This is a genomic window from bacterium (assembly GCA_030693425.1).
Lineage (GTDB): Bacteria > Patescibacteriota > Minisyncoccia > Minisyncoccales > GWA2-46-15 > GWA2-46-15.
The window spans coordinates 34,075-57,372 of record JAUYAM010000003.1; the positions used below are offsets into that span (position 1 = coordinate 34,075).

Here is a 23,298-nt window from a genome sequence, read left to right on the forward strand (position 1 = left end):
ACTTCATTTTATCACAACCGCGGGGTTTTTGGCACTCTCAATGTTCTGCCAGATATAATGATTTCTTCCCAGGCAATAATCAAGCCAGCCTAAAAATCTTGCCAAGGCCTCAAGAAGTACTATCAGAGAAACAAACGCCAAAAAGCGGATACTCGGCTTAAGATTCTTAAAAATAAGGGCAAAAATCTTTTGCCAATCCATGGTGGAAACTTTATGCCCCAGCTGTTTTCTCAAAGCCAGGTGGCCGCAGAAAATCCGGCGCCGCTGTTTTAGAAAATCAAAAAGGCTTTCCGGCCCTTTGTTGTAAACAATGGCGTCAGGCACATAGACAACTTTAAAGCCGGCCGAGGAAATAATCGCTTCAATCACGGCTTCGTCAACCGCAGTTGGCGGAATTTTGTCAAAAATCTTCCTGAAAGCGACCAGTTCCCCCATTTTCGGCTCTGCCAGAGAAAGTTGATGGTGCAGTTCCCAAAGGAAATGGCTGGCAAAGCCCCAAAAACCGCTTTCATTGTTTGTCGGCATGGGTCTGGCGCCAGCCATGCCAACCAGGGAATCCTCAAACGGCTTGATTAATCTTTCCAAGACGTCCTCGCTAGGCAGGGTATCGGCGCTCTCAATTGCCAGAATTTCGTTTTTGGCGGTCTTCAAAAACAGGTTGATGGCCGAGAACTTGCCCTCTCTTTTTTCCTGAACCAAAACCCTGACTCGACCGTCTTTAGCGGAAAAACCCCGGGAGATCTCCACCGTCTTGTCAGTGCAGCCGGAAGCGACAACTATAATTTCCTCAAGCTCAACCTTATTTAATTTCTGGCCCAAAACCGCCCCGAGCAGCTTGGCGACGTTTTTTTCCTCGTTATAGGCGAAAATTCCTAAAGAAATTTTCATAAAAACACAAATTTATTTATCTTTTATCCCCCGACAATACGCCATATGGCCAAGGATATTCTGCCGCTTTTCAATCCAGAAACTTATTTTTCTCGCTATCGTTCCTAAGGACTTGCCCAAAAAAGGAAGGAAACGGTAAAAATCTCCCAAGAGAACGCCATCGGGAAGAATGCCGCATTTTAAATGCTTAAAACCGGCTCTCTCCATCATTTTTGCCAGTTGCTTTGGACGATATGATTTTTCATAACCCTGATAGCCAAATTGAGGGGTTTTTAAAATATTTAATATCGGCCGGGTGATAAGAGTTCTTATTGAAAAGACATTGGGGACTGTAATTAAAGCTGTGCCGCTGTTCTTTAAAACCCTGTAAATTTCAGCTATGGCTTTTTCGGTTTCCGGAAAATGTTCTATGGCCCCGAAACTGACGATTGCGTCAAAAAAATCATCTTCAAAAGGCATTTGCCGGATATCGCCGACACGAAAGTCGCTGCCGGAATTTTCCGCTTCGGCTTTGGCCAAACATCTCTTGACCGCCTCTTTGACAATATCAATTCCATATCCCTTATAACCGAGCCTTTCAAAATAAAAAACCCATTGGCCCAGGCCGCTGCCCGCATCCAAAGCCATAGAACCCTTGGGATATCTTGCCAAAATAGAATTGACAATTCCGAAGACCAGGCTCCTTTCATCAACCTCGCGGAACTCTTCTAAATTCCAAACATTTTCCCAGTCCTGTTTTAAATCGCTTGCCATAGTTTTTCATTTTCTTTATTCGTTTCTTCCAATATTTTTTCAATTCTTTCTCTTCCCGCCTCGCCCATTTTTTTTCTTAAATCCGGATTTTCCATTAAAATCTTGATTTTTTCTTTAAGCGCTAGCGGATCTTTAATGGGAACAAGGAAGCCGGTTTTTCCGTCTTCCACCAAATCTTTGGCGCCGCTGGTTTGAGTGGCTATTACCGGCAAGCCCGAAGCCATTGCCTCCATCATTGCCATACCCAAAGCCTCGGTAAAGGAGGGGTTGACAAAAACATCGGCTCGCTGAAAAACTTCGGCCAGATTTAAATGGGGAACATGACCCAAAAACTCAATGTCAAGACCGTCTGCCATTGTCTTTAATTGCCGGCTGAAAATCTCGTCTTTGGGATTGGTGACCGAGCCTGCTATTTCCAGCCGAAAAAGACAGCCTTCGGATTTTAAAGCTTTTGCCGCCAAAACTAAAGTTTCCAAACCCTTGATCTTTTTTATCTGGCCCACGTATAAAATCCGGGGCGGACCAAAATAATCTCCTTTTCTTTCTAGCGATAAAAACGGTTCGGCATTTATCAGAATCGGGATTTTAACCGTTTTTCTGGCACCGTATTTTTTTGCCTCCCTGATCAACCCTTGAGAAATGCCGATCACCAAATCGTAAAAAGGCAGGGAAAGACGATAGATGAGTTTGAGGATAAAAACTTTCAGAACCAGGCCCGGGCCGGAATGACCTTCCAGTTCTGACTCAATTTCAAAGTAATCTATTTTGTGGGCTTCCAGCCGCAAAACCACCTTTTTCCCTTTTAACTTTCCGACAACCAAGGCTGGCAGGCCGGCCCATAAAGGGATGACCGGCATAAAAACTAATTTAGCTTCTTTGGGGATGCTTTGACAAATTTTCCAAAGCGTTCTTCCAATCCAAATCATAAATTTAATACCGGCAATATATCCTGAATTATAGGGTTTTAAATAAGGATAAAAAATAAACTTTCCTTCTTCTCTCTCAAAAATTTCCGGCACCTTTTCTTTTGACCAATAAGTAATATGAATTTTGTCAAAATATTTTAAATAATAAGCAAGATTATGAATGCTTATAATATGAGCGTGAGTCATGCTGGGAGTATCGTAGATTATAACTAATTCTTTAGACATTTTATGAAAACTAAATTTTTCTTCCCACAACTAAAATAGTAGGGGAAAGTAATGGAAAATACCACAATAGTTTTTGACTAAGTTTTTTAAGCCACTTAGGAATAGGTACATTTTCAAAGCCCAGTCCATAAATTTGATATTTCCAATTTTTTCTGTGTTCAAGATAAAATTTCAAACTTTTTAGTGAATATTTAAGTATATGACTAGGATCCTTTTTAAAATGAGGGGAAAAAGGATTTGGCAATGTAGCGATAATAAGATTAACGGTTAAATTTTCAAGCTGATCGAAAATATCTAATTTTGGCAAATGCTCAATAATTTCTGAAGCCCATATAACTGTAAATTTAGTCTTGTAAGAAAGAGGATATATATCTTTCAGATGGACTTCATCATAATGAGGAAGAAGTTTGCACAAATTGACTAATTCTGGATTCTTATCAATACCAATAAGGTATTTGGTTTTTTGTTTAAGAAATTTGCTATAAAGACCGTTTCCACAACCGAGATCTAAAATTCGCTCACAATTATCAGGAATAAAATTCTGAATAATTGCAATTTTTCTTTCTTCAGGTTTTATATTTATATACATTTTTGTCAATCTATTTCGATCCATATTAATTATTTAAACTTTGAAGAAAAATAAAGAACCCCCCGGAAATGCTAATATTGTAAAGATTAAACTAATTGAAACCTTCGAAATAAAAATAGGAATTGGTGATTAAATTCTTCATGTTCTTGATTCTTTTTTCATCTTGATTTGGCCTGAAGGTATTTTTCGGTGTACTCCAAGGCTTTCTCCGGATCATTTAAATGCTTAGAAAGAATCACGATCAGGTTTTCGTAGGCCTTCAGCTCGCCCGGATAAAGCTCGATCGCAATTTCATAATTTCTGGCCGCTTCCTCGTATTGCTTGTTTTTATAAGCGATGTTTCCGAGAGTGAAATAAGCTTTTTCAAACGAGGGATCGGCCGCCTCTGCCAGTCGGCATTCCTTTTCTGCTTCTTTGAAAAAACTGGAGTTATAGAAAAAGACGCATTTATTATAATGGGAAATAACATAAGCTGAAGCAATTTCCGTGTCCCAAGCGGAAAAAGGGTATTTTAAATTAAAGCCTGCCTGGTAGAGCTTCTTGTTTTTAGCAACCCGCGAATCGCGGTTAAAATCATGGCTCTGGCGGATATAATCTTGGGGGCTGAAAGGGGGCTCTCCCTTGAATACCTGGAAAAGGAAATCCCGCTGGAGCAAAAAATAATCCGGCCTCAATTTATCGGCAACTTCAACTATTGGATAATAAACCGTTGTCTTTTCAATATTGGCGGCGATGAGCTCTTTTAGTTTTTCATCCCAGTTTTCACCCTTTCTAACTCTTTCAAAAGGAATTTTAATGTCGGGGTGACGCTTTCTCAAGTAATCAATATACCACTGGCTGGTCAAAAGACGCTCTTGGACAACTTTAACATCGGTTCTCACTCCCTCGACTTCCTGCAGATAAAGGGTGGAAAAAAACATCATGTCGCCCAGGGAAATAATGAGGCTGTTTTTGTCTGCCGGGCTTAAAATGTCTTGGCCGAAATCATAAAGAAGCGTGTTTTGGCTTTGGTCGACAAAAGGATAATGCAAAAACAAGGGGAAAAGAAAAGAACAAGATAAAAAAACCAAAGCCAAACGCTTTAAAAGACCTCTGTTTTGGAAAACCCGTCCCAGCCTCTCTGCCAGAAAGTGAATGCCGTAACCGATAAAAATAGCGAAAACCACCATTGGCAGGATAGTGAATCTTTCGCCAACCGCCCGGGTTATCCGGTCATCAAGCTTTAAGTTTCCAAGATAAAATAAGAGCAAAAGGCCGCTGGATAAAAATGCCAGGGTGAAAAAAGCAAAAAGTTTTTTGTCTTTGAATAAAAGAGAAAGGCCGAAAACGCCCAAGGCCGCGCCAACAGCGGTGAATTGGATATAAAGGGACTTGAAATAAAATTCAAAATTCTCAACCATCATTTTCCAGATTGACAAAAAATTGCCCTGTGGCCCGAATGGAACCCCGCCATAGTTCTCTCTCAATATGGCGCCCGCCATTTTCCGTAAAGTGTCTGGCTCTCCCCAGTGAAAAGACTGGTTTAGGTTGGTGGCGAGGGGCAGATAAAGATAGAAGCTCAAGCCCAAAAGCAGGAAAATAGACATTAACAAAAGTTTTTTGGGGTTAACAAGGATTTCTTTTTTAGTCGCCAGCAAAAGAAAGAGAAAAGCCGGGCCCAAAAAGACAATTGCTTCCTGATTGGCAAAAGCCAGACCACAAACAAAGCAAAAAAGATAAAGATATCTATCAGCGGTTCTGTCTGCCAGAAGAATTTTCTCTCTCCAGATTAAAAGAAGGAAAATTAAAACGGCAGCCAAAAGATGATGGAGAGCAAAGACCTCGGCGGTAATGGAATAGAGCCAAAAAGCAGAGGAAAAAGCCAAAAATAGGCTGCCGGCCAAAGAAGGAACTATTTTTTTTGTCAGCCGGAAAATAATCAAGTAGACAACCAGGGCGGTAAGAGCGCCGAAAATGGCGTTCAGCAGATTAACTCGCCAAGCAACGCTCCCAAAAGGAAAAATTTCAATGAAAAACTTGGAAAGGAGCGTCAATAAAGGATAACCGGGCTGATGAGCGACCCCCAGTTTATAGGCAGCGGCAATCAGCTCCGGGCCGTCGCCCGGAGAAATTGTCGGCGCCAGCGTCAAAATATAAACAAAAAAGGGGATGAAAAATACCAGCATCCCTCCTAACAAAACCGGTTTTTTGAGGAAATTTTTCATAAAAAATATGCGTAGGGAGTCTACGCATATTTTATCATCAGATTGTTTTAAAAGATATCCTAGCTGCCTATCTTTTTACCCTTATTTCCACCTTAGACAGCAGCCATCTCAACAGAAACGCGAACAAGCCCAAAATAATGATGCCTGCAGCCAGGAATTTCCAGGGGATTACCCAAAAATTGACTGATTTTTGGTCAACAATGTCATCGTATCCGCGGTTAATGCTTGCCAAAGCAGTATAGCGGCCGAATAAAAGCGATCGGTCAAATTTAACCACTCTGGATCTCAAGGATTGCGGCATGGCAAACCAGGGATCCAATTTTATTTCCCCGACCTTCTTATTGAAAAGATTCCTGATTTCAATAACGCCGTAAAGGTTTAAATGGACGCTGCCGCGGTTTTCAAATAAAAGCTCAAGGGAAATCGGGCCTTTGTCGTAAAACCATTTTTTGGGTCCGACAGTCCTGATTTCTCTCAAAAACCCGTCTTCCTCGACATCACCCCTGACCCTGACTAGATATAAAGCCGCCACCCGGCCGGTAACATTGATGCCGCCGACAACTTCGCCCTCTTGCGACTTAATCTCTACCGGATTGGTGATGGAAACCAAAACAGCGCCGTAGCGGCCGCCCGGCTCGGCATCTGCAGGAATAGAAATCTTAATCGGCAGAGCGATCCTCTCTCCGTGGTTAAGGGTAAACTCCGTTGTTTCAGGTTTTAAATAATCTATCAAAGAATATGGTCCGTTCCGTTCCCCGCCCAAAAGCAAAGCTGAAGTTTCCCCGGTTGTGGTGCCCTTGAAGTCTTCAAGAGTGATTATAAAACTCGTTGTTTTTCCCAACCGGCTGGTAACCATTAAATTCTTAGTTGCTTCGGCTCCCGGATCCAAGAAAACCTCGTTCTGGGCCGGACCAACGGTAAAATCTTTCTCAACAGCGACATCGGGCAGTTTTTCTATGGTGTAAGCCGACGCGGATAAGGCCCAGCTCAATGCCAGAAAAATAGACAGCAGCAGAAAATAATTTTTAAAAAAACTCGTTCTTTTTCTCATTTTTTATTTATTTCTTGTTATATTCTGTTATTTCTCCAGACTAACAGTTAATTGCCTTTTGTCAAATAGAAACACACGAACATCCCCTCCTCGGCATTCAAACGCTTCAATGTCAAGGAAGGGGATATCCACCTGTTTTAAAGAATCTTATGGTGTTGACGTGGCTGTCCCAGTTACATCGGCGATGTAAGAACCGTTCGGGGCATAAACGCTACTACCCTCTTCTGCCTTAACGCACAAGCTGACAAGGGCACCTGTAGTAGAAGTTTCCGTCGCATCATCAGAAACCTCAATCGCGGTCACGCCCTTGAATCCTTGGTATTTCTTATCTGTACCGGTTGCGCAACTAGTGCCGGCCCCCCAAACAGCAGTATCAACGCCATCACCGTCAACATTAAACCCAAATTCATAGGCGCCGGCGGCAACGCTCCAGGTTTCCGGAGTATTAGCGGTTACTTCGGTATAGTCGGTAAACGCTTCTGCCGGACTCGCCTGCGCCAAGATATTGGCATTGTCTCCTTTCAGTTCCAGTTTCCAGCCGTCCTGGGAGTTGGTTTTAACGGTCCAGTCAGCGCCGGCCGCTGGGTTGTATGAAGTGGTGGTTGTCATGGTCATTGCCGTCATCACCAGACCGGCTCCAGTGGGTACGGTCAAGGTAAGTTCTTCGGTCACGGTCAGGGTGACGTCCACTTCGCCGGAGGCAGCAACGGCATCTGCTATTTCCGGCTCAAACATCATAAAAGCGATTGGCAGAAGCAGGCCTAAGGCTAGAATAAAACTTAGTGTTTTTTTCATTTTTTATTTCTTGGTCAATTCAGTATCTTTATAACACTCGACCTTTTAAATAAATGTTAACGCAAATAAGCAAACTTTAAAAATCAGCCCTTATCACATTTTACCTCAAAACAACAGGGGATGTAAGGATGTAAATAGAAAGTTATCCACAGCCCTAAATTTCAGGGTTTCAACTTCATTTTCCAGAGAATCCACAGGCCTTCTCTTATTATGCCTGCCGACATTTTGGAGATTCCGAAACGGCGCTCGTAAAAAATGATCGGAATTTCACCGATTTTGAAGCCGGCTTTAAAAGCCCGCCAATTCATCTCAATTTGGAAAGAATAGCCTTCGGACAAAACCCGGTTAAGATCAATTGCCTCAAGAACCCGGCGCCGAAAGCACTTAAAACCGCTGGTGGCGTCGCCTATGGGCACGCCCGTAACCAATCTGGCATAAAAATTTCCCAGCAGAGAAAGGAAAACCCGCCTGATGTCCCAGTTGATAACGCTTAAGCGGCCTTGGTAATAACGGGAGCCGACAGCCAAGTCGCAATCCTTTATCTTCTCTAGGAGTTTAGACAGGTATTCCGCTCGGTGGGAACCGTCGGCATCCATTTCAAAAATTAGCTCGTAATCGCGCTCCAGGGCCCATCTAAAACCGTCAAGGTAAGCTTTTGCCAATCCCTTTTTGCCCTGGCGCCTCAAGAGGAAAACTCCCGGGAAAAGACCGGCCAGCCTTTCTGCTTCCAAAGCGGTGCCGTCAGGGGAATTGTCATCAACAACCAAAATATCAAACTTTTCTCCAAGGCCGAAGATTTCCGGAATCAGTAGGCCTATATTTTCTTTTTCGTTATAGCAAGGAATGACGACTAAATTTTGGGCTGCCATTTATTATATCTGATGAATTATTTTCCGGGGATAACCATATAAAAATACTCTTCCTGTTTTCCGCTTTTAAAAACCGGTTTGATTATCCCCCAGCCGTCGTCTTTCATTTTCACCTCGATTTCGTCGGAAAAACCGGATTTGATTTTTTCTTCAAGCGCTCTTCCTTCATCCTCGGAATAAGGAATGATTAAAAGCCTTGAATTGCTTATGGCCGGCTTTTCAATTCCCAAAAAAAGGAAAGCTGTATTGACAATTTTGTCTGCGAGAAAATCACTAAATTTAGAATAAAAGAAAGAAACCCCATAACCAATATCAGTAATTTCCTGCTCGAGAGCGGCGTTAAGAAGAGTATATCTTTTGGGCAGGGCAAACCTCACCTCCGGCAAACGGATTCTCGTAATTATAGAGGTGTCGATTTTTGGCAGCTCAATCTTTGGCAGTCTAATTTTCGGCAAGCGCCACTCAAAGCCTAAATCTTCCTCTGCGAAAGAAAGCTGTTTAAAGGATCTGACGAAAACCTTAGTAACGCTGATTGCTTTTTCACCGAGAAAAATCAGCTTTTCCTCGACGTAATCATTGGCTCTAGAATAGGCAAAAGCGATTTTCCTTACCGGGCCGAAAACCCCATCCTCGAGCCAATTGCCGTATTCTCCTATATCAGCTCCCACGTTCTTGGCGCTGTTTTTAAGAGCCGGGGCGCTCAAGTTTTGGCTAACATTAGCAAGGGTTTCAGAAAAAGCTTCTTTAAAATCAACTTTACTGGCAGCAATTCCGCCAATAATTATAAAAACGGAAACCAAGCCCAGGATGAAAGCAGATTTCGCTAAAACAGAAGGGAATTGGGACGGCAGTTTTAACTCTGCCAATTTTTGTTCTTTTGGCTGAACGGAAATTTCTCCGGCGTTTATTCCTTGAACATACTCGCTGTACGACTGTGTCTGCCTAACATATTCTTGAACCCAATCTTTTGTCGTCACCCAGTTCCTGCCGACTTTAATTGCCTTAATCTTTCCCCGCCTGGCTCTTAAACTTAAATATTCCTGCGAGTAATGGCAGTATTTTGTGGCTTCTTGCAGAGAGATATATTGTGGCATTTTAGAATTGCTTGCGGCCGATTGATCCTATTTCCTCATCTGATATCTTCCTTATAGCTTAGTTCATTTTCCGATAAATAAAAATAGCCGTCAAGAAAGGCGTTGTGGATAAGTCAAGTCGTATCCGATATCATTATCGGATACTAGAAATATTAAGGTAATTTTCTTATCTGTTGAGTTTCCGTTGAGGCCTAACCTCAACAGGAGTAAATCCCTACAACGAGGAATATACGGTTCAGCTACGACCGTAGCTGAAAGTGAAGTTAATACCTTCTCCTTGACCTTATTTTTCTTAGTTGACGACTGTCGTCAACGAGGGCACATGATATTTCGGGTTAAGGCGTGTGCTTAACCTGGTTAAGCACACAAGTTACTGACCAACTGAAAAGAGATGACAGGCAAACAATATCTGTGTAAATGATACACATTAGCACTATATTGCACAATTCAAGGCCTCATCGCCATGCTCTGAATAATTCCCAAACCGATGAAGGTAGCTATCAGGCTGCTCCCCCCATAACTTATTAAGGGGAGAGGGATGCCAATAATCGGCAAAAGCCCCAGATTCATGCCGACGTTGATAATTATCTGGATAATCATAATAATTGCCAACCCGGCAGAAAACAGCCTCGGGAAATTGCTCTGACTGACCAGGCTAAGCCTGATCATTCTCCAGATTAAGACAATAAACGCCAAAAGAACCAGTCCGGCTCCGGCCAAGCCCCATTCTTCAACAACGCCGGCAAAAGCAAAGTCGGTCTGGCTGGCTGGCAGAAAACCGTATCTGATCTGGGTTCCGTTGCCAAAACCCTTGCCGAAAAGGCCGCCGGAACCAATCGCCACCTTTGCCTGAGCCTGGTTCCAGCCGCTGCCTAAGGGCGCAAACGAAGGAGAAAGAAAGCTGGAAATCCTGTCCTTTTGGTACCCCTTAAGAAGAAAAGACCAGCTCAGAGCCAGAAGAATCAGGCCGCAAAGGCAGAGAATCAAAAAGTGCCTCAGTTTGATGCCGGAAACCAGAAGCGTTCCTATCCAAAGAAAAACCAGGATAATGACCGAACCGACTTCTGGCTGAAGCAAAATTAAGATAGCGGGAGCTAAAACATACAGTCCGGAAACCAGTATATGGCGTATCCGATAGACCTCTACGTGACGAGTGGAAAAATACTTAGCCAGCAGAATTATCAAAACTACCTTGGTAAACTCTATCGGATCGAATGAAACCGGACCGAAGCGGTACCAACTCCGGCTGCCGCGGATATGAGGAGCAAAGAACAAAAGACCGACTAGGCCGACCAGGCACAGAGAGTAGAGAATGACCAATAAATAGGGCCCGTCGCGAAGAACCCGCCAGTCAAGAAAGCTGAAAACAATCATCAAGGCAATCCCCGCGAGCAAGAAGACTGTCTGTTTCTGGAAGTTAAAAAAAATTCCCAGGTAATAGGAAGAGCTGAGAATAGTCGTCAGGCTCAATCCGGCCAGCAAAAGGCTGGGAATAATTATCAGCCAGTCAAGAGATTTAAGTTTTTGATAAAAACTGGTAAAAGACATGAAGTTTTCGTGGAATATTCAAACTATTCTGAAATATTTCACGACTTTTGCTGCTCTTTTTCTGTTTTTTCTTCCAGCTTAAAAACCTCCCTTAAAAACAGGTCTTGTTCTAGGTTTGCGGATTCGAATAATTTTAAGTTTTCTGCCGCCAAACCAAAAAAGCTGCGCAAAGCGCCAATTTCCTTCCGGCATGGAAAAGGAATTATACAAACGTCTTTTTGAAAGAAATGGAAACCGAGTTTTTTCAGCTTTTTGCGGATAGTTTCTTTCAAACGCTGATTTCCCAGAATGTCCAGAATCACCAGCCGCCATTCTTTATCCCAGCGTTTGGGGCGTCTAATTTCGAGCCAATCGATCTGGCACTTGGCCGCTTCTACTTTTCCTGCCGACGTCAGCTGGATGGAAAAATAATCCTCTTTCAGCTGTCCAACAAGCAGGTTTTTCTTTTTTAAATAATAAAAGGCGTCTTTGACGACTCTTTCTTTCAAGGGCTTGCCGCCGAAAAGCTGTCGGTAAACCTCGATCCAAAACCGGGGAGACTGTTTGTTGATAACAATCTCTTTTTTAGCCAATAGTTTTTTTAAGATTTCTTGGGAAATAACCCCTTTGATTCTAGCCATGTTAATTAATTTGTGGAAAATGATAATGCTTATTACATATTCCACGGTTACAAGTTGTTTTATTGTACAATATAGCAAGATTGCCTGGCAAGCCCCGCCTGCTCTTTACGTATAAAAAAGGAACTTAGTTCCTTTTAAAGGAACTAAGTTCCTTAGGAAGTTCCTTAGAAGAATTATTTTAAGATCTTTAAAAACTCTGCTTCTGTTATAACTTTGACTTTCAGTTTTTCTGCTTTTTCTAATTTAGAGCCAGGGTTTTCCCCGATGACCAAAAAGTCTGTATTTTTGGAAACCGATTCCGAAATTTTTCCGCCCAGATCCCTGATTTTTTGTTTTGCCTCTTCCCTCGTCATTGCTTTTAAGTTGCCTGTTAAAACAAAAGTTAAATTTTTCAGTCTTGTATCTGGTATCTGGTATTTAGTATTTTGGATAACAATGCCGGCCCTTTTCAGCTTTGCTAAAAACGCCAAGTTTTTCTTGTCTTGGAAATATTCATAAATCGATTTGGCGACTATCGGCCCGATATCGTAAATGTTTTGCAAATCAGATAAAGTTGCTTTTTTTAAATTTTCTAAATTGCCGAAGCGTTCTGCCAAGTCTTGAACCGTTTCCTCTCCCGCGTTCCTGATTCCCAAAGCGAATATGAATCTCGGTAAATCAATTTCCTTTTTTGCTTGAATCGCTTCAATCAAATTCTTGGCCGACTTTTCCGCAAATCCGGATATTAAGGCTTTCGGCTTGCCCCGGGACAATCCCCTCCCTGAAAGCACGTCTCCTTCTTTCAAAGAAAACAGATCGGCCGGATCGCCAATCAAATCCGCGCTAAGGAGCTTGTCAATAATTCTCGGGCCCAATCCCTGAATGTCAAAAGCGCCCCGGGAAACAAAATGGGAAAACCACCGCCTGGTTCTGGCAAAACAATTTGGATCTTGGCACCGCCAGACGACTTCGGCATCCGGCTTGACCAGCTCGGTCCGGCAGGAAGGGCACTTGTCGGGAAAACGGAAAGTTCTTTCCCTGCCGGTCCGCAATTCTGGCAAAACCTCGAGAACATCGGGAATGACGTCTCCGGCCCTTCCCACCACCACCGTGTCTCCTACTTTTAATCCCAATCTTCTGACTTCGTCTTCGTTATGTAAAGTGGCTCTAGAAATGGTAACCCCTCCCACCTGGACGGGCTTTAAAATAGCTACCGGGGTGATGGCTCCGGTCCTTCCCACCTGGAAAATTACATCTTCAACTACGGTCGTTGCCTGTCTCAAAGGAAACTTAAAAGCAATCGCTCCCCTCGGCGCCTTGCCGGCGATCCCGAGCTTTTCAAAAATAGAATCTTCGTTGATGACAACGACGATGCCGTCGATCTCGTAGGGAAGTTGCTCGCGGTTCTTCAGCCAAGACTCCCGGAAAGAAACGACTTCCTCCAGATTTTTGCAGAACTTAGAGTATTTATTGTTGGTTTTAAAGCCAAGAATTTTTAAAATCTTATGCTCCTCTTCGTGAGTTTTCTGGCCAAGGTCAGAAACCAATTCATAGACATTGACGTCCAAGCTCCGGCCGGCAGTGACCCTTGGATCCAGCTGGCGCACCGAGCCTGCGGCCAGATTTCTGGGATTGGCATAGAGAGACAAGCCCTTTTTCACCTGCTCCCGGTTTATCTTTAAAAAGTCTTTTGTCCTGATAATCGCCTCCCCCCTGACAATAACTTCGGCCAAACCCTTTTTTTTAACAACCCCGGCAATCTCGGGCAACCCTTCCTTGTTTAAACCTTCTAAAACGTCCTTGAGGCGGCGCAGCCTCAAAGGAAGAGACTCGATCGTTCTTAGGCTTTGAGTGACATCTTCGCCCCAGACGCCATCGCCCCTGGTCGATCCGGTTTTCAAGATCTCTTTTTGGTAAACCAATTCTATGGCCAGGCCGTCGAGCTTGGGCTCGCAGTAAAAATTGATTCTTTCCTTTTCCGTCTCGGGTAAAAGCTTTCGATTCCTTTCCAGCCAATCCTCCATATCTTCTTTGGAAAAGGCATCGTTAAAAGAAAGCATTGGCTTTGCGTGCCTTACCTTTGAGAACTTTTCCAAGGGCTTGCCGCCTATCCTCTGGGTGGGTGAGTCGGGCGTTACCAGATCAGGAAATTTCTGTTCCAAATCAAAAAGCTCTTTTTTAAGAGAATCTAAAATCCCTTCGGAAATCTCTGTTTTATCGAGAACGTGGTAGAGATAACGGTAATGGTTAATCAGGGCTTTGAGCTTTTCGGTTCTTTGACGAGCCTCTAATTTGGTCATATATTTCTCTTCTTTTCTATTATATCACTTCTCATCTAAAAATCCCTGCCGAAACAGGGATTAAGAAGCTAGTATTTATAGTTGTCCCGAGGTCAGACCTCGGGTTGCTTCTATTATTTATTATTACTCCAAACCGATTTTTTCCGGGTCATAAAAACTACCCTTATAATCAATTTGTTGATTGATAAGATCACGGCACCTTTTTTCTCCGCCAATCGTTTTTAATAAAAATTTCCTTTCGCTGACTGATGGAAAATTCTTCTTGCCAATATAGTCTAGATAACTCGACCAACGATAATTTTTTAGAAAATGTTTAGCCCTTGCTCGATTTCTGATGCCTTTTTCTTTCCATTTCGGCTCAATAATGGCAAGCGGGTTGGTGTGAATATAAGTGAGAACCCTTTCCAGCTGTTTATCGGTCTTGATGTGAACGGCGTGAAACCGTCCCTGAAATAAATGACCGCTACGTTTGTATTTCCGATTAAAATAAGAGGCATAACCAGTACCCAATTTTTGGATAAATAGACTGATGCCCTTGGGTTTTATCTGCCGTAAAAGCAAATGAATATGATTGGGCATTAATACAAAAACTAAAACCTCAACTAATAAAGTCCGTTCAAAATTACCCGAGGTCAGACCTCGGGCCATCTGTTTTTTAAAACGAAAACGCTCTTTTCTCCGATCTTTAATAGATACTGGTTTGGCATTATTGAACTCGAATAAGGAAAAAATCCCGCGGTAATGATCCGCTTCGTCCAAAAAAATCTGCCTCTGCTCAACTCCACGGAGAACGATGTGGTAAATTTCTCCGTCAACTAGCTTTGGTCTTTTCATAAATTTGGAAAAGCGATCCGAGATCTAGCGTCCCGAGGTCTGACCTCGGGACAATCTGGTTATTGGGTTATGGCGGGTCGCTTTAGATTAACGGACAATGCGAATTCCTCGTTTGACGTCTTTGTAAGCGCCGATCGATTTAAGGCAATAATTCAATCCCGGGCAATCGAGGCCGGGACTCAAATAGTCGACTCCGTAGCTGGCGCCGTTTAACTGCTCTTCCCATCGGGTCTGAGTCGATCCATTAACCAGAGCATAAAGGGATCTTTCGATCCCGGTTTCGGCGGCGTAAAAAGCGGCGACAGAATTTCCTATATTTCTCAGGCTTTTTATCTGGCTGGTCAAAAGGATAGAAGATCCCAGAGCGACGCTCAAAACTAAAGCCAGAATCATGACCGTCAAATAAAGGGAAACTCCTCGGGAAAATTTGTTATTGGGCATATATCCAAAAAATATTATTACTTATCAAGCCTTCTTTGGGAAAGACTCGTCTGAACCGTCAGGAAAGGCTCCATCTCCGGTTTTGCGCTTTTCCTCTTCAGGGTCAGGGAAAAAGTGACTCTGGGCTGAAGGTCGTCTGCCTGGTCCTGGCCCGAAAGGCCGACGCCAAAAGCAACTGCTTGCGAGTTTTCCGACGTCAGAAACTGTTCCTGGGTGTCTTTTTTCTCCTTGAGCCTGCTGGTTGAGACATCCAAAAAGAATTCCTGGCAAACATTGTCAGAATTAACAAACTTTATCCCCTTGCCGCTCCTGGTAGTCTCATAGTTCAAATTGGGGGCTGAAAGACAGCCCGTCGTCTCTCTCTTTGCCATTCTCAAAGATCTGCTCATATATTCCATCAGGAAAGAGGTCTGGTCAAAAATAGTTTGAAAAGCCAGAGACCGGCGCTGGCTCTGAAAGTTAACCAGAAAGATATTGCCGACAATGGCAACGACAACAGAGAAAAGCGTTACCGCCACCAGCAGTTCAACTATTGTCAGTCCCGCGTCACTTTTAGTTTTATCTTTAGAATTCATAATTGTTTTCACCAATTGTAAAGCTTTTCGCTGGCTAAAAAAGAATGCGTCCTGCCTTTTTCTTGCCAAAGAACCTGGACCTCGATTTTCAAGATATCTGTGTCTGGGTCCGGGTTTTCCGAAGCGTCTTCTGTCGTCAGAGTAATTTTCCTCTGGTAGCTCGTCGCCTGGCCTAAAGCATAATTGTAAAAACTGCCGTCGTTCAGCAAATTACGCCCTGTTGTCCAAGGAGTTAAAGACTGGCTGGAATAATCTGCTTCGCAGCCAGTAGCAGCGCATCCAGTCAGGCCGGTCAGCCAATCAACTTCTTTTACTTTATTGCTATCTCTTAAGTTCCTAATGATTTCTATTCCTTCCTGGGCCAGATAGCTTGCCATCAGCCTTTGCCCGGAAAGCGGCAAAAAACTCGTCGTTTGCTGGACCAGCGAGAAAACGGCGATAATGGCGACAACCATTATAAACAAAGAAAACAAAACTTCCAAAAGAGTGAACCCCCACACCAAGCCTTTATTGGGCTGTTTGTTTACACTAACCGAAGCCGATAGGCGGCTTCGCCTTATAGCCAATGGAGATTTACTAGTTAAACGCGGGTTTGGTGTGGGGGTGAATCCGTTTTTCATTTTAATAAATTTCGATTAGACCGGCTTTGTTAACTCTAATCGTCTTATGCTTGCCTGAAACTTGTTTTATGGCGACGGTTGCCGTCGCCTCGTTGGCTCCGCCGGAAATCGTTACCAAGGGGATCGGTGGCGTAAAAACGACGTTCAAAACTGAACCAGAAGACAGACTGCTGATTTCCAGTCTTTCTCCCAAACTAACTTCTTCTACTTTCTCCGAATATCCGCCTTCGCAAGGAGTGCCGGCAGCAGTATATTGGTAGTTTTGGTCGCAATCGGCAAAAAGAGTATAAAGGCTATCTCCTGCCCTTAAATAGACGCCGTAGCCTCCTCTGGGGATTTTCCCGTGAAATTCTTTGGCAGACATGGCCATTTCCTCCATCCTTCTGAAATCCTGACCGAGCTTGGCCGCCGATTCTTCCAGGGAAAAACTTTTCTCTCCCAAGCGGTAATTTACCAGAACCAAAAAAAACAAAACCAAAATGATAGTCATCACCACCAGCAACTCGATCAGGGTAAACCCCCACACCAAACCTTTGTTAGGCTGTCTGTTTACACTGACTGAAGCCGATAGGCGGCTTCGCCTTATGGTCAATGAAGATTTACTAGCTAAACGCGGGTTTGGTGTGGGGGTAAAACCGTGTTTCATTTCAACATTTTAACATTTTAACATTTTAACAGCCAGAAACTTCCTAACCCATAATGTTAGAATGTTAGAATGTTAGGATGCTAGGATGCTAGAACGGCGCGATTTCTTCCCAGTCTGGAACCGGCATTTGAATCTTAAGATTATAGGTTTGGGAAGCGTTTCTGCCGGCGCTGTCTTCGATGGTCAGAGAAACGGTTTTGGTGCCGCTCTTAGTGAATTTTGTCTGAGGACTGCTGGTATTGGCAATCGGAGGCGTCGCGTCTTGAAAAACCCAGCTCCAGGAAGTGATCGAGGCCCCTTCTGAAGCGGAAGATTGGCTCAAGAAATAAACTGTCTGGCCGGTTTTGGCTTTAAAGTTCTGACAAATTACCCAAGTGGAATTATCAAGCGAGCATTTGAAATCGGCAATGGCGTCCTGCTTAATAGTTAGGGTTCTAGTCAAGTCATCTGTTTCGTTGAAGGCATCCTTAACAGTAAGCTTAATTTGATAATCTCCTGTACCTAGAATTGAAGACTGAACCGTATTATCGCAATCGCAAGAACCTGCTGGCGAGCCGCAGCCGGAAGAAGGACAGCTAAAATCCGGATCAGAATCAATATACCATTCCAGGCTGGTAATATTATTATCAATGTCAGCTGATCCATCATTCAGTGTCAGGTTCTCGCCTGTATAAATCGTGCAGTTTGTCGGCACGCAAGAAAAGTCAGCTACGGGCGGCTGATTGAAAGAAAAACTGGTAATCACTTTATAATTTGAGATAGGAGTACCGGCTGGAGGACAAGCGCCTATTCCTTTTGAAAATCCATTTTTATCAGGATCGCAGTTGGCTCTATTGAAAGAAACCCAGCCAATATTCATATCTGACCAGGCCCAATTCCGGAATTCAGCCGGGCTAACGATGTCATTTATCAAAACTCCATAGCTTGTATCTCTTAATCTTATCCAACCGTCCCAACCGCCACCATAAGCCAAAGCTCTTGACCAACCAGAAATTTGCTTTGTCAAAACATCTAATTTTGCCTGACAGGGAGAAGTCGGACAACCGGCCAGTTCCGACTCATTAAAAGTGAGCCAGCCAATGTTTTCTGACCAGGCATAACCTGAAAGAATTCCGGTTAAGGAATTAATATTCACTCCGTAATTATAGGTACAGCGAGGGGATGGTAATTCGGGATTATTACAGTTAAAAGAAATCCAACCGATATTTTCCGACCAGGCCCAACCCAAAACATTGTCTTCCGTTCCCGCTTCCATCTTTCCAAAACTAAAACACAATATCAGAAAAACTATTAAAAAAATAAACCTGGTTAGAAATTTGCGATTTCCAACTTTTGCTAGTTTATAATTTAAATTTTCTAACGGGGCAAAAATTTCTTTTTTCATTTTTTTATTTCGTTAGAAACAAGCTTGCTTATTTCGTCAGAATCAAACTTGTTTATTTTGGATTTTAAGAATCTTATGGAATTTGGTTTAAAATATAACCGCCTGTTAAATCAATCCTTCCTCCCTGCATTCTAATTTCTTTTCCAATATAAAAGACGACGGTGGCTCCGGAAGCAGCGGTTATTCTCCCTCCGCTATTCAATATCAAATTCCCTCCTACCGTTAACGCCGCTGATCCCGGGAAGGTGACGTTGTGCGAGATGGTGAAATCCAGACTTGACCGCATATTTCCCGGAATGACGCAATTCCCAGAGGTTTGAGTATTTCCTGGATATTTTGAGGAACAGGAATTATTGTTTAAGGGGCAAACAGAGCATTCCCCGCCGGTATAACGAGTTGATTGCGTGCCGCAAGTGCTATTTCTAACGCAATCGCTATTATAATCTACCAATTGGTATCCAGTGCAAGAGTCATTGCAAGCCCCAGTAGTGGTAAAACTATGGCAAGAAGATCGGCTAAAAGCATTTGGCGTACTTGAATCCGACACATAGCATTTATTCATGGCCCAAACAAAGTAGCTATAGGTGGTATCAGCCGCAAGGCCGGTCACGTTTTTAGAACGAGTTAGAGAATCTGTTTCAAAAGACCAATGCTGCAAATAGCTGCTGCAAGTAGAACCAGAATGAAGATGAGTTTCGTACTCGCGAGCGCCACTACAAGAGCATTCTTCGCCCCAAGAGGAAAGGGCCCAATCCAAAGTCGCGGAATTGGCAGTAATATTACTGGAACCAACCGAAGACCAGACTGGCTTGGTCGTAGAGCAGCCAGGGGTATAGTCACACGTAATTGTACAGGTGCTTGGGTTAGCGACTCCTACCCAATGATAACCCGACGCATAATAAGGGTAACCGCCCCAACCATCGCATCCGTCATAGCTACAGCTAGTAGTAACAGACCCCTCTTCAGCTGAAATCGTTACCCTAAAAGGATAACAGAGACAATCAAGGTCACTAACTGTACACGAATCATTTCCAGCTGAAATAGTGCAATCGCCAGACTCTGCCGCCCCGTCGCAAGGATACCAGTTACAATATGCGGTACAATTATTGGCATACTGCACAGAAACATCACAATCAACGCTATCTCCTGAAGCCACGTCTTCGTCAAGACGGCATCTGATTCCTGCAGTCCCGTTACAAGGGCAAGCCGCCTGAACATCTTTTTCCCCGGTTAAGGGCAAAACAAAAAGAAAACCAATAAAGAAAAAGTAAATGATTATAAGTGCTTTATTAGTCTTCACGGTTTTAATTAATATTAATCTCTATTTTTAAATTGTCTTTAGTCTGCTGAATGAGGCTTTCTAACGATTCGGCTGAACCGCTGACCCTATCAATCTTTAAAAAACCGTAGGCAAAGGGCCTATGTTCATTGGAATTTGGATCTAAAATCGCTGAAAGTTCAAATATTTCACTTACCTGGTCAGACGACAAACTTTTTATAACCTCTTTGATCTCCGGGCTAGAAAGAGATAGATCTATCAAAGCAGATTCATCAAGAATTATTGCCTGGGCGCGATCATTGAGTTCTATTATCCCTGAATCGTTATTGGCTAGCGCGGCCAAAGATATGGTTTCAACGCCCCTTTTTGCTTCTTGGTACAATTCATCTATCTTTTCTTTGGCCTTAACTTTGGGGTTAATCCCCCGATTCTTTAAATTAAAAGCTCCAGCGCTTTCAAACTTAACATAAACGAGAATCCCGGTATATCTTTGGACCAATTCTTTGTCGATTTTTTCCTTAAAAGCTCTTGTTCTGGCCCTGGCTTCCATTTCCAAATGAGAACTAAAGGGAAGCTCTTTGTAATTTTGACTAAAAGAATCTATTTTAGCTTTTTCTATCTCATTATCAGTTAAATCCAAAATGGCATAGCTTTTAACTATCTGTTCAATAATCTTTCTTTTTAAAAGAAGGTTTACAATTTCCTCTTTTTCATATTCATAGCCCTTCTTAGATATTAATGCTTTTATCTGCCAGTTTATCGGCCTATTTTTCCAAAGCATTTCTTCAAACTCCAGAACTTGATCCAATTCTTGCCAGCTAACAACTTTATCACCCACCATCATTGGATATTCTGAAGTTGACTTATGGAACTCCTTTTTTATCTCTCTGAAAACATTATCAACTGAAAAAGGTTTCTCGGGGGGAAATAAAAAATTCCCCAGATCTTTAAAGGAAAAGGAAATCAGGAAAATTGAGAAAATAAAGAAACAGAGGCCGATCAATATCCAAAGTTTCTGATTTCTTTTGTAATTTTGGGGGCTTTCGGTCATCGATTTTAACAATCTTCGCGTTATTTTAACGCCTTTGGGCCTCAAAATTGGACCTCAAAGGGAAAATTAAGTTTTGTTTCTTTTCCCTCTTCATTCTTTGCCAAAATCAAAATTGAATAGTGGCTTCCAGATGAAACGTCTTTAGTTTGCCAAGAGCCAAACCACCTTCCTTCCTCATTCCTTCCTTCAACCAACTTGAATCCAATTTTTTCCTTTCCTTTATTATCTGTTTCTATTTCCCCGGTCACTTCTTTTATTCCCTTTGGATCCTTTGCCCAAATTGAAAATTTTTGGATTTCATTTAGTTTTGGTTTTAAGGGATCAACTATTAATTCCTTTTCAAAAGCCGGTCCAGGAATTTCTCCTCCGCTAACAGAAAACTTTCCCATCCTTTCAGAAGGTTTTTCAGCCGTTTCTGAAATTTCCTTCCCTTCTGGCTTTACTTGAGGAACTGATTTAAGTTTCAGGTAAAGAACTGTTCCCAAAACCAAAATCGAGATCAAAATTAAGGCGAAAATAGTTATTCCTTTTTTTGACATAAGATTCTAACTTATTACGACTTACGACTTAACGACTTACGACTTACGACATGCAACCTTTAATGTCTTGCTCAATCCACCAAGTTGTTTTTTGATGCTTTCAGCTTTTTCATAAAGCTTCTGGTATTCTTCTTTCGAAATTAACTCGTTATCCAAGGCTATATCTAAACCAGCTACTACTTCATAAATTGATCCCAACCCTATTAAAATAAACCGATTAAAATCCTTATCTGAATTTCGACCCGACCCTTCCGCTAAATTAAGTAAAATTGAAATAGCTGCTCTTCTTATTTGGGAACCTAAATCATATTGATATTTTGTTGGAAATTTCGAGGTAATTGAAAAAATATCTTTAATGAATTTTCTAATATCGTTATAAACTGGGAATTTTTGAAATCTGAATTCTCGTTTGTTGTTAGTTGTTTGTTGCATGTTGCTAGTTATCATTTGTTAGTTGTCAGTTGTTTGTTGTTAGTTGTCAGTTGTTAGTTGTTAGTTGTCAGTTGTCAGTTGTAAAGTTGTTAGTTGTAGGGTTAATAGTTGACTTTTATTCCCGTTAAATCTTGATCTTCGGCCAAGTTTGGCCAATCTTTGTAATCAATTCTTGGCGCCGATAATCTGAAGGAAACCTCGCCCGCCCTTTCCCCGTAAATTATTATGGTATTTTTGCTTTTCTCATACCAAGTTTTTCCCTCAAACCCAGGAGTTAGTAAAACCGCCACGTCTTTTATGTTTTTATTAGACACCTGCCAGAACAGCCACAAATCGGAACCAATTTCTAATTCATCGAAATTAATCGCGATTTCCGGTTGTAAGTTGTCAGTTGTAGGTTGCGAGTTGTCGGTCGTCAGTTGTAAGTTGTCAGTTGTCAGTTGTATAGTTCCGGCTGTTTCCATTCTTACTCCGCCGGCAAAATCTGAAACATAGGTGGCATATTTCTTGCCGTTAATATCATAGACCGGGTCAATGGTCCCAACATTTAATTTTCCCCCACCACTGCTGCCAATCATAACTGCACCACTGCCTCGAAATATCCACTGGCCACTATCAGAATCCTCTCCAAAGTAAAAATGTTTTGTCGAACCTGAAGTAGAATTGCGGTTCAAAACTCCGGCAACAGTCGCATCCCCTGACATGAAATTTAATCGAGAATAACTGCCACCTCCATCTAATCTCAAAGATTCTCCTCCGCCATAAACGTGGAGTCTTACAACAGGACTCGCCGTGCCGATGCCGACATTGGTACCATTGTTGAAAATCAGGCTGTTTGCGATCCAATTTGTGCCATTATGCCTTAAGGTTTGGCCGGAAGTGCCAGTCGGTAGTCCGCTGGCTGGCGTAGTCCAAGTGGCTAAACCGACGGCATTTGAAGTCAAAACCTTGTTTGCGCCCGGCAAACCGCCGGTGATTTTAATTTGACCGGCAATTTCTAATTTTGCTCCCGGATTCGCCGTTCCGATGCCGACGTTGCCGGAAGTATTCCAGATGCCCGAACCCGGAAAATTGGTGTTCGCGGAAAAAGTTTGAGCACCTGTCCAGGTATTGACATTAGCAAGATTAATACCAACTGAGTCAGCAGCAACAGTCAAAGTTGAATTACCAGCAACATTGATAGTAGTAAAAGTCCCACCGGCTCCAACAGCAATTGCGCCGCCACCTCCAGTTAGCCCATTTCCAGCCGCAGGACCGGTAAGACTAACATTTCCTCGAGCTGCTGTTCCAGCAACTGAACCATAAACTACAGAGATATTATCAGCAGCCACTGAAATTCCGGTCCCCGCCCCCACATCCAAAGTAACATTCCCTGAAGTGCCTCCGCCAGTAAGTCCTGAGCCGGCACTAACTGCGGTGATGTCACCTCCTGCTGGCCAACTTGAACGGCAATCAGTATTAATACATAAACCCGAAGAGCCCCTTACATAACCTATTACATCCAATTTCTGAGTAGGCCCCGCCGTCCCGATGCCGACGTTGCCGCCTCTTAGACTAAGCGTCCTTGTATTGTCAGAATACAAATCGAGCTGTCCACTTCCGGCCCAGTTCAATCCTGTATCGGTGTCTCCTATCGCTAATTTAATTGTTGGGTTC

General features: G+C 42.8%; 23 protein-coding genes. All 23 read right to left on the reverse strand.

Annotated elements, in window-relative coordinates:
• Positions 1 to 3: 3 nt before the first annotated feature.
• Entirely contained in the window at positions 4 to 888 is an 885-nt protein-coding gene (locus tag Q8N16_02940; protein ID MDP3093697.1) for a glycosyltransferase, read from the reverse strand.
• Positions 889 to 900: 12 nt separating this feature from the next.
• Complete coding sequence (locus tag Q8N16_02945; protein MDP3093698.1) at positions 901 to 1,641, reverse strand: class I SAM-dependent methyltransferase; 741 nt, start codon at positions 1,639 to 1,641, stop codon at positions 901 to 903.
• Positions 1,626 to 2,792, reverse strand: coding sequence for a glycosyltransferase (locus Q8N16_02950; protein MDP3093699.1), 1,167 nt, complete (start codon positions 2,790 to 2,792; stop codon positions 1,626 to 1,628). Before Q8N16_02950 ends, Q8N16_02945 begins: the two co-directional genes overlap by 16 nt.
• Before the next feature lie 10 nt (positions 2,793 to 2,802).
• Positions 2,803 to 3,405, reverse strand: coding sequence for a class I SAM-dependent methyltransferase (locus Q8N16_02955; GenBank protein ID MDP3093700.1), 603 nt, complete (start codon positions 3,403 to 3,405; stop codon positions 2,803 to 2,805).
• A 134-nt stretch (positions 3,406 to 3,539) separates the two neighbouring features.
• Complete coding sequence (locus Q8N16_02960) at positions 3,540 to 5,585, reverse strand: DUF2723 domain-containing protein (protein ID MDP3093701.1); 2,046 nt, start codon at positions 5,583 to 5,585, stop codon at positions 3,540 to 3,542.
• A 67-nt stretch (positions 5,586 to 5,652) separates the two neighbouring features.
• Positions 5,653 to 6,636 (reverse strand): hypothetical protein, encoded by a 984-nt coding sequence (locus Q8N16_02965; GenBank protein ID MDP3093702.1) that lies wholly within the window; start codon positions 6,634 to 6,636, stop codon positions 5,653 to 5,655.
• A 147-nt stretch (positions 6,637 to 6,783) separates the two neighbouring features.
• Positions 6,784 to 7,431, reverse strand: coding sequence for a hypothetical protein (locus Q8N16_02970; protein MDP3093703.1), 648 nt, complete (start codon positions 7,429 to 7,431; stop codon positions 6,784 to 6,786).
• Between the two features lie 161 nt (positions 7,432 to 7,592).
• On the reverse strand, positions 7,593 to 8,300 hold the full coding sequence (locus Q8N16_02975) for a polyprenol monophosphomannose synthase (protein ID MDP3093704.1): 708 nt from the start codon (positions 8,298 to 8,300) through the stop codon (positions 7,593 to 7,595).
• A gap of 17 nt (positions 8,301 to 8,317) precedes the next feature.
• A complete protein-coding gene (locus tag Q8N16_02980) occupies positions 8,318 to 9,394 on the reverse strand; it encodes a hypothetical protein (protein MDP3093705.1) in 1,077 nt (358 codons plus the stop codon).
• A gap of 447 nt (positions 9,395 to 9,841) precedes the next feature.
• On the reverse strand, positions 9,842 to 10,942 hold the full coding sequence (locus Q8N16_02985) for an FtsW/RodA/SpoVE family cell cycle protein (protein ID MDP3093706.1): 1,101 nt from the start codon (positions 10,940 to 10,942) through the stop codon (positions 9,842 to 9,844).
• 38 nt (positions 10,943 to 10,980) lie between these two features.
• Positions 10,981 to 11,562, reverse strand: a complete 582-nt coding sequence (locus tag Q8N16_02990) for a hypothetical protein (protein MDP3093707.1) — start codon at positions 11,560 to 11,562, stop codon at positions 10,981 to 10,983.
• 173 nt (positions 11,563 to 11,735) lie between these two features.
• On the reverse strand, positions 11,736 to 13,841 hold the full coding sequence (ligA, locus tag Q8N16_02995) for an NAD-dependent DNA ligase LigA (GenBank protein MDP3093708.1): 2,106 nt from the start codon (positions 13,839 to 13,841) through the stop codon (positions 11,736 to 11,738).
• A 123-nt stretch (positions 13,842 to 13,964) separates the two neighbouring features.
• Positions 13,965 to 14,675, reverse strand: coding sequence for a transposase (locus Q8N16_03000; protein ID MDP3093709.1), 711 nt, complete (start codon positions 14,673 to 14,675; stop codon positions 13,965 to 13,967).
• A gap of 87 nt (positions 14,676 to 14,762) precedes the next feature.
• Positions 14,763 to 15,116: a hypothetical protein gene (locus Q8N16_03005; protein ID MDP3093710.1), complete on the reverse strand. Its 354-nt coding sequence runs from the start codon at positions 15,114 to 15,116 to the stop codon at positions 14,763 to 14,765.
• 17 nt (positions 15,117 to 15,133) lie between these two features.
• Positions 15,134 to 15,691: a prepilin-type N-terminal cleavage/methylation domain-containing protein gene (locus Q8N16_03010; GenBank protein ID MDP3093711.1), complete on the reverse strand. Its 558-nt coding sequence runs from the start codon at positions 15,689 to 15,691 to the stop codon at positions 15,134 to 15,136.
• Positions 15,692 to 15,699: 8 nt separating this feature from the next.
• A complete protein-coding gene (locus Q8N16_03015) occupies positions 15,700 to 16,146 on the reverse strand; it encodes a hypothetical protein (protein MDP3093712.1) in 447 nt (148 codons plus the stop codon).
• A 166-nt stretch (positions 16,147 to 16,312) separates the two neighbouring features.
• Complete coding sequence (locus tag Q8N16_03020) at positions 16,313 to 16,957, reverse strand: type II secretion system protein (GenBank protein ID MDP3093713.1); 645 nt, start codon at positions 16,955 to 16,957, stop codon at positions 16,313 to 16,315.
• Between the two features lie 88 nt (positions 16,958 to 17,045).
• Positions 17,046 to 18,212 carry a PKD domain-containing protein gene (locus tag Q8N16_03025; GenBank protein MDP3093714.1) on the reverse strand — a complete coding sequence of 389 codons (1,167 nt, stop codon included), beginning with the start codon at positions 18,210 to 18,212 and terminating at the stop codon, positions 17,046 to 17,048.
• Between the two features lie 202 nt (positions 18,213 to 18,414).
• Positions 18,415 to 19,641 carry a hypothetical protein gene (locus tag Q8N16_03030; protein MDP3093715.1) on the reverse strand — a complete coding sequence of 409 codons (1,227 nt, stop codon included), beginning with the start codon at positions 19,639 to 19,641 and terminating at the stop codon, positions 18,415 to 18,417.
• A gap of 4 nt (positions 19,642 to 19,645) precedes the next feature.
• A complete protein-coding gene (locus Q8N16_03035; GenBank protein ID MDP3093716.1) occupies positions 19,646 to 20,671 on the reverse strand; it encodes a hypothetical protein in 1,026 nt (341 codons plus the stop codon).
• 41 nt (positions 20,672 to 20,712) lie between these two features.
• Positions 20,713 to 21,210, reverse strand: coding sequence for a hypothetical protein (locus tag Q8N16_03040; GenBank protein ID MDP3093717.1), 498 nt, complete (start codon positions 21,208 to 21,210; stop codon positions 20,713 to 20,715).
• A gap of 36 nt (positions 21,211 to 21,246) precedes the next feature.
• Entirely contained in the window at positions 21,247 to 21,642 is a 396-nt protein-coding gene (locus Q8N16_03045) for a four helix bundle protein (GenBank protein MDP3093718.1), read from the reverse strand.
• 101 nt (positions 21,643 to 21,743) lie between these two features.
• On the reverse strand, positions 21,744 to 23,298 hold a 1,555-nt coding region (locus Q8N16_03050; GenBank protein ID MDP3093719.1), incomplete at its 5' end, for a hypothetical protein.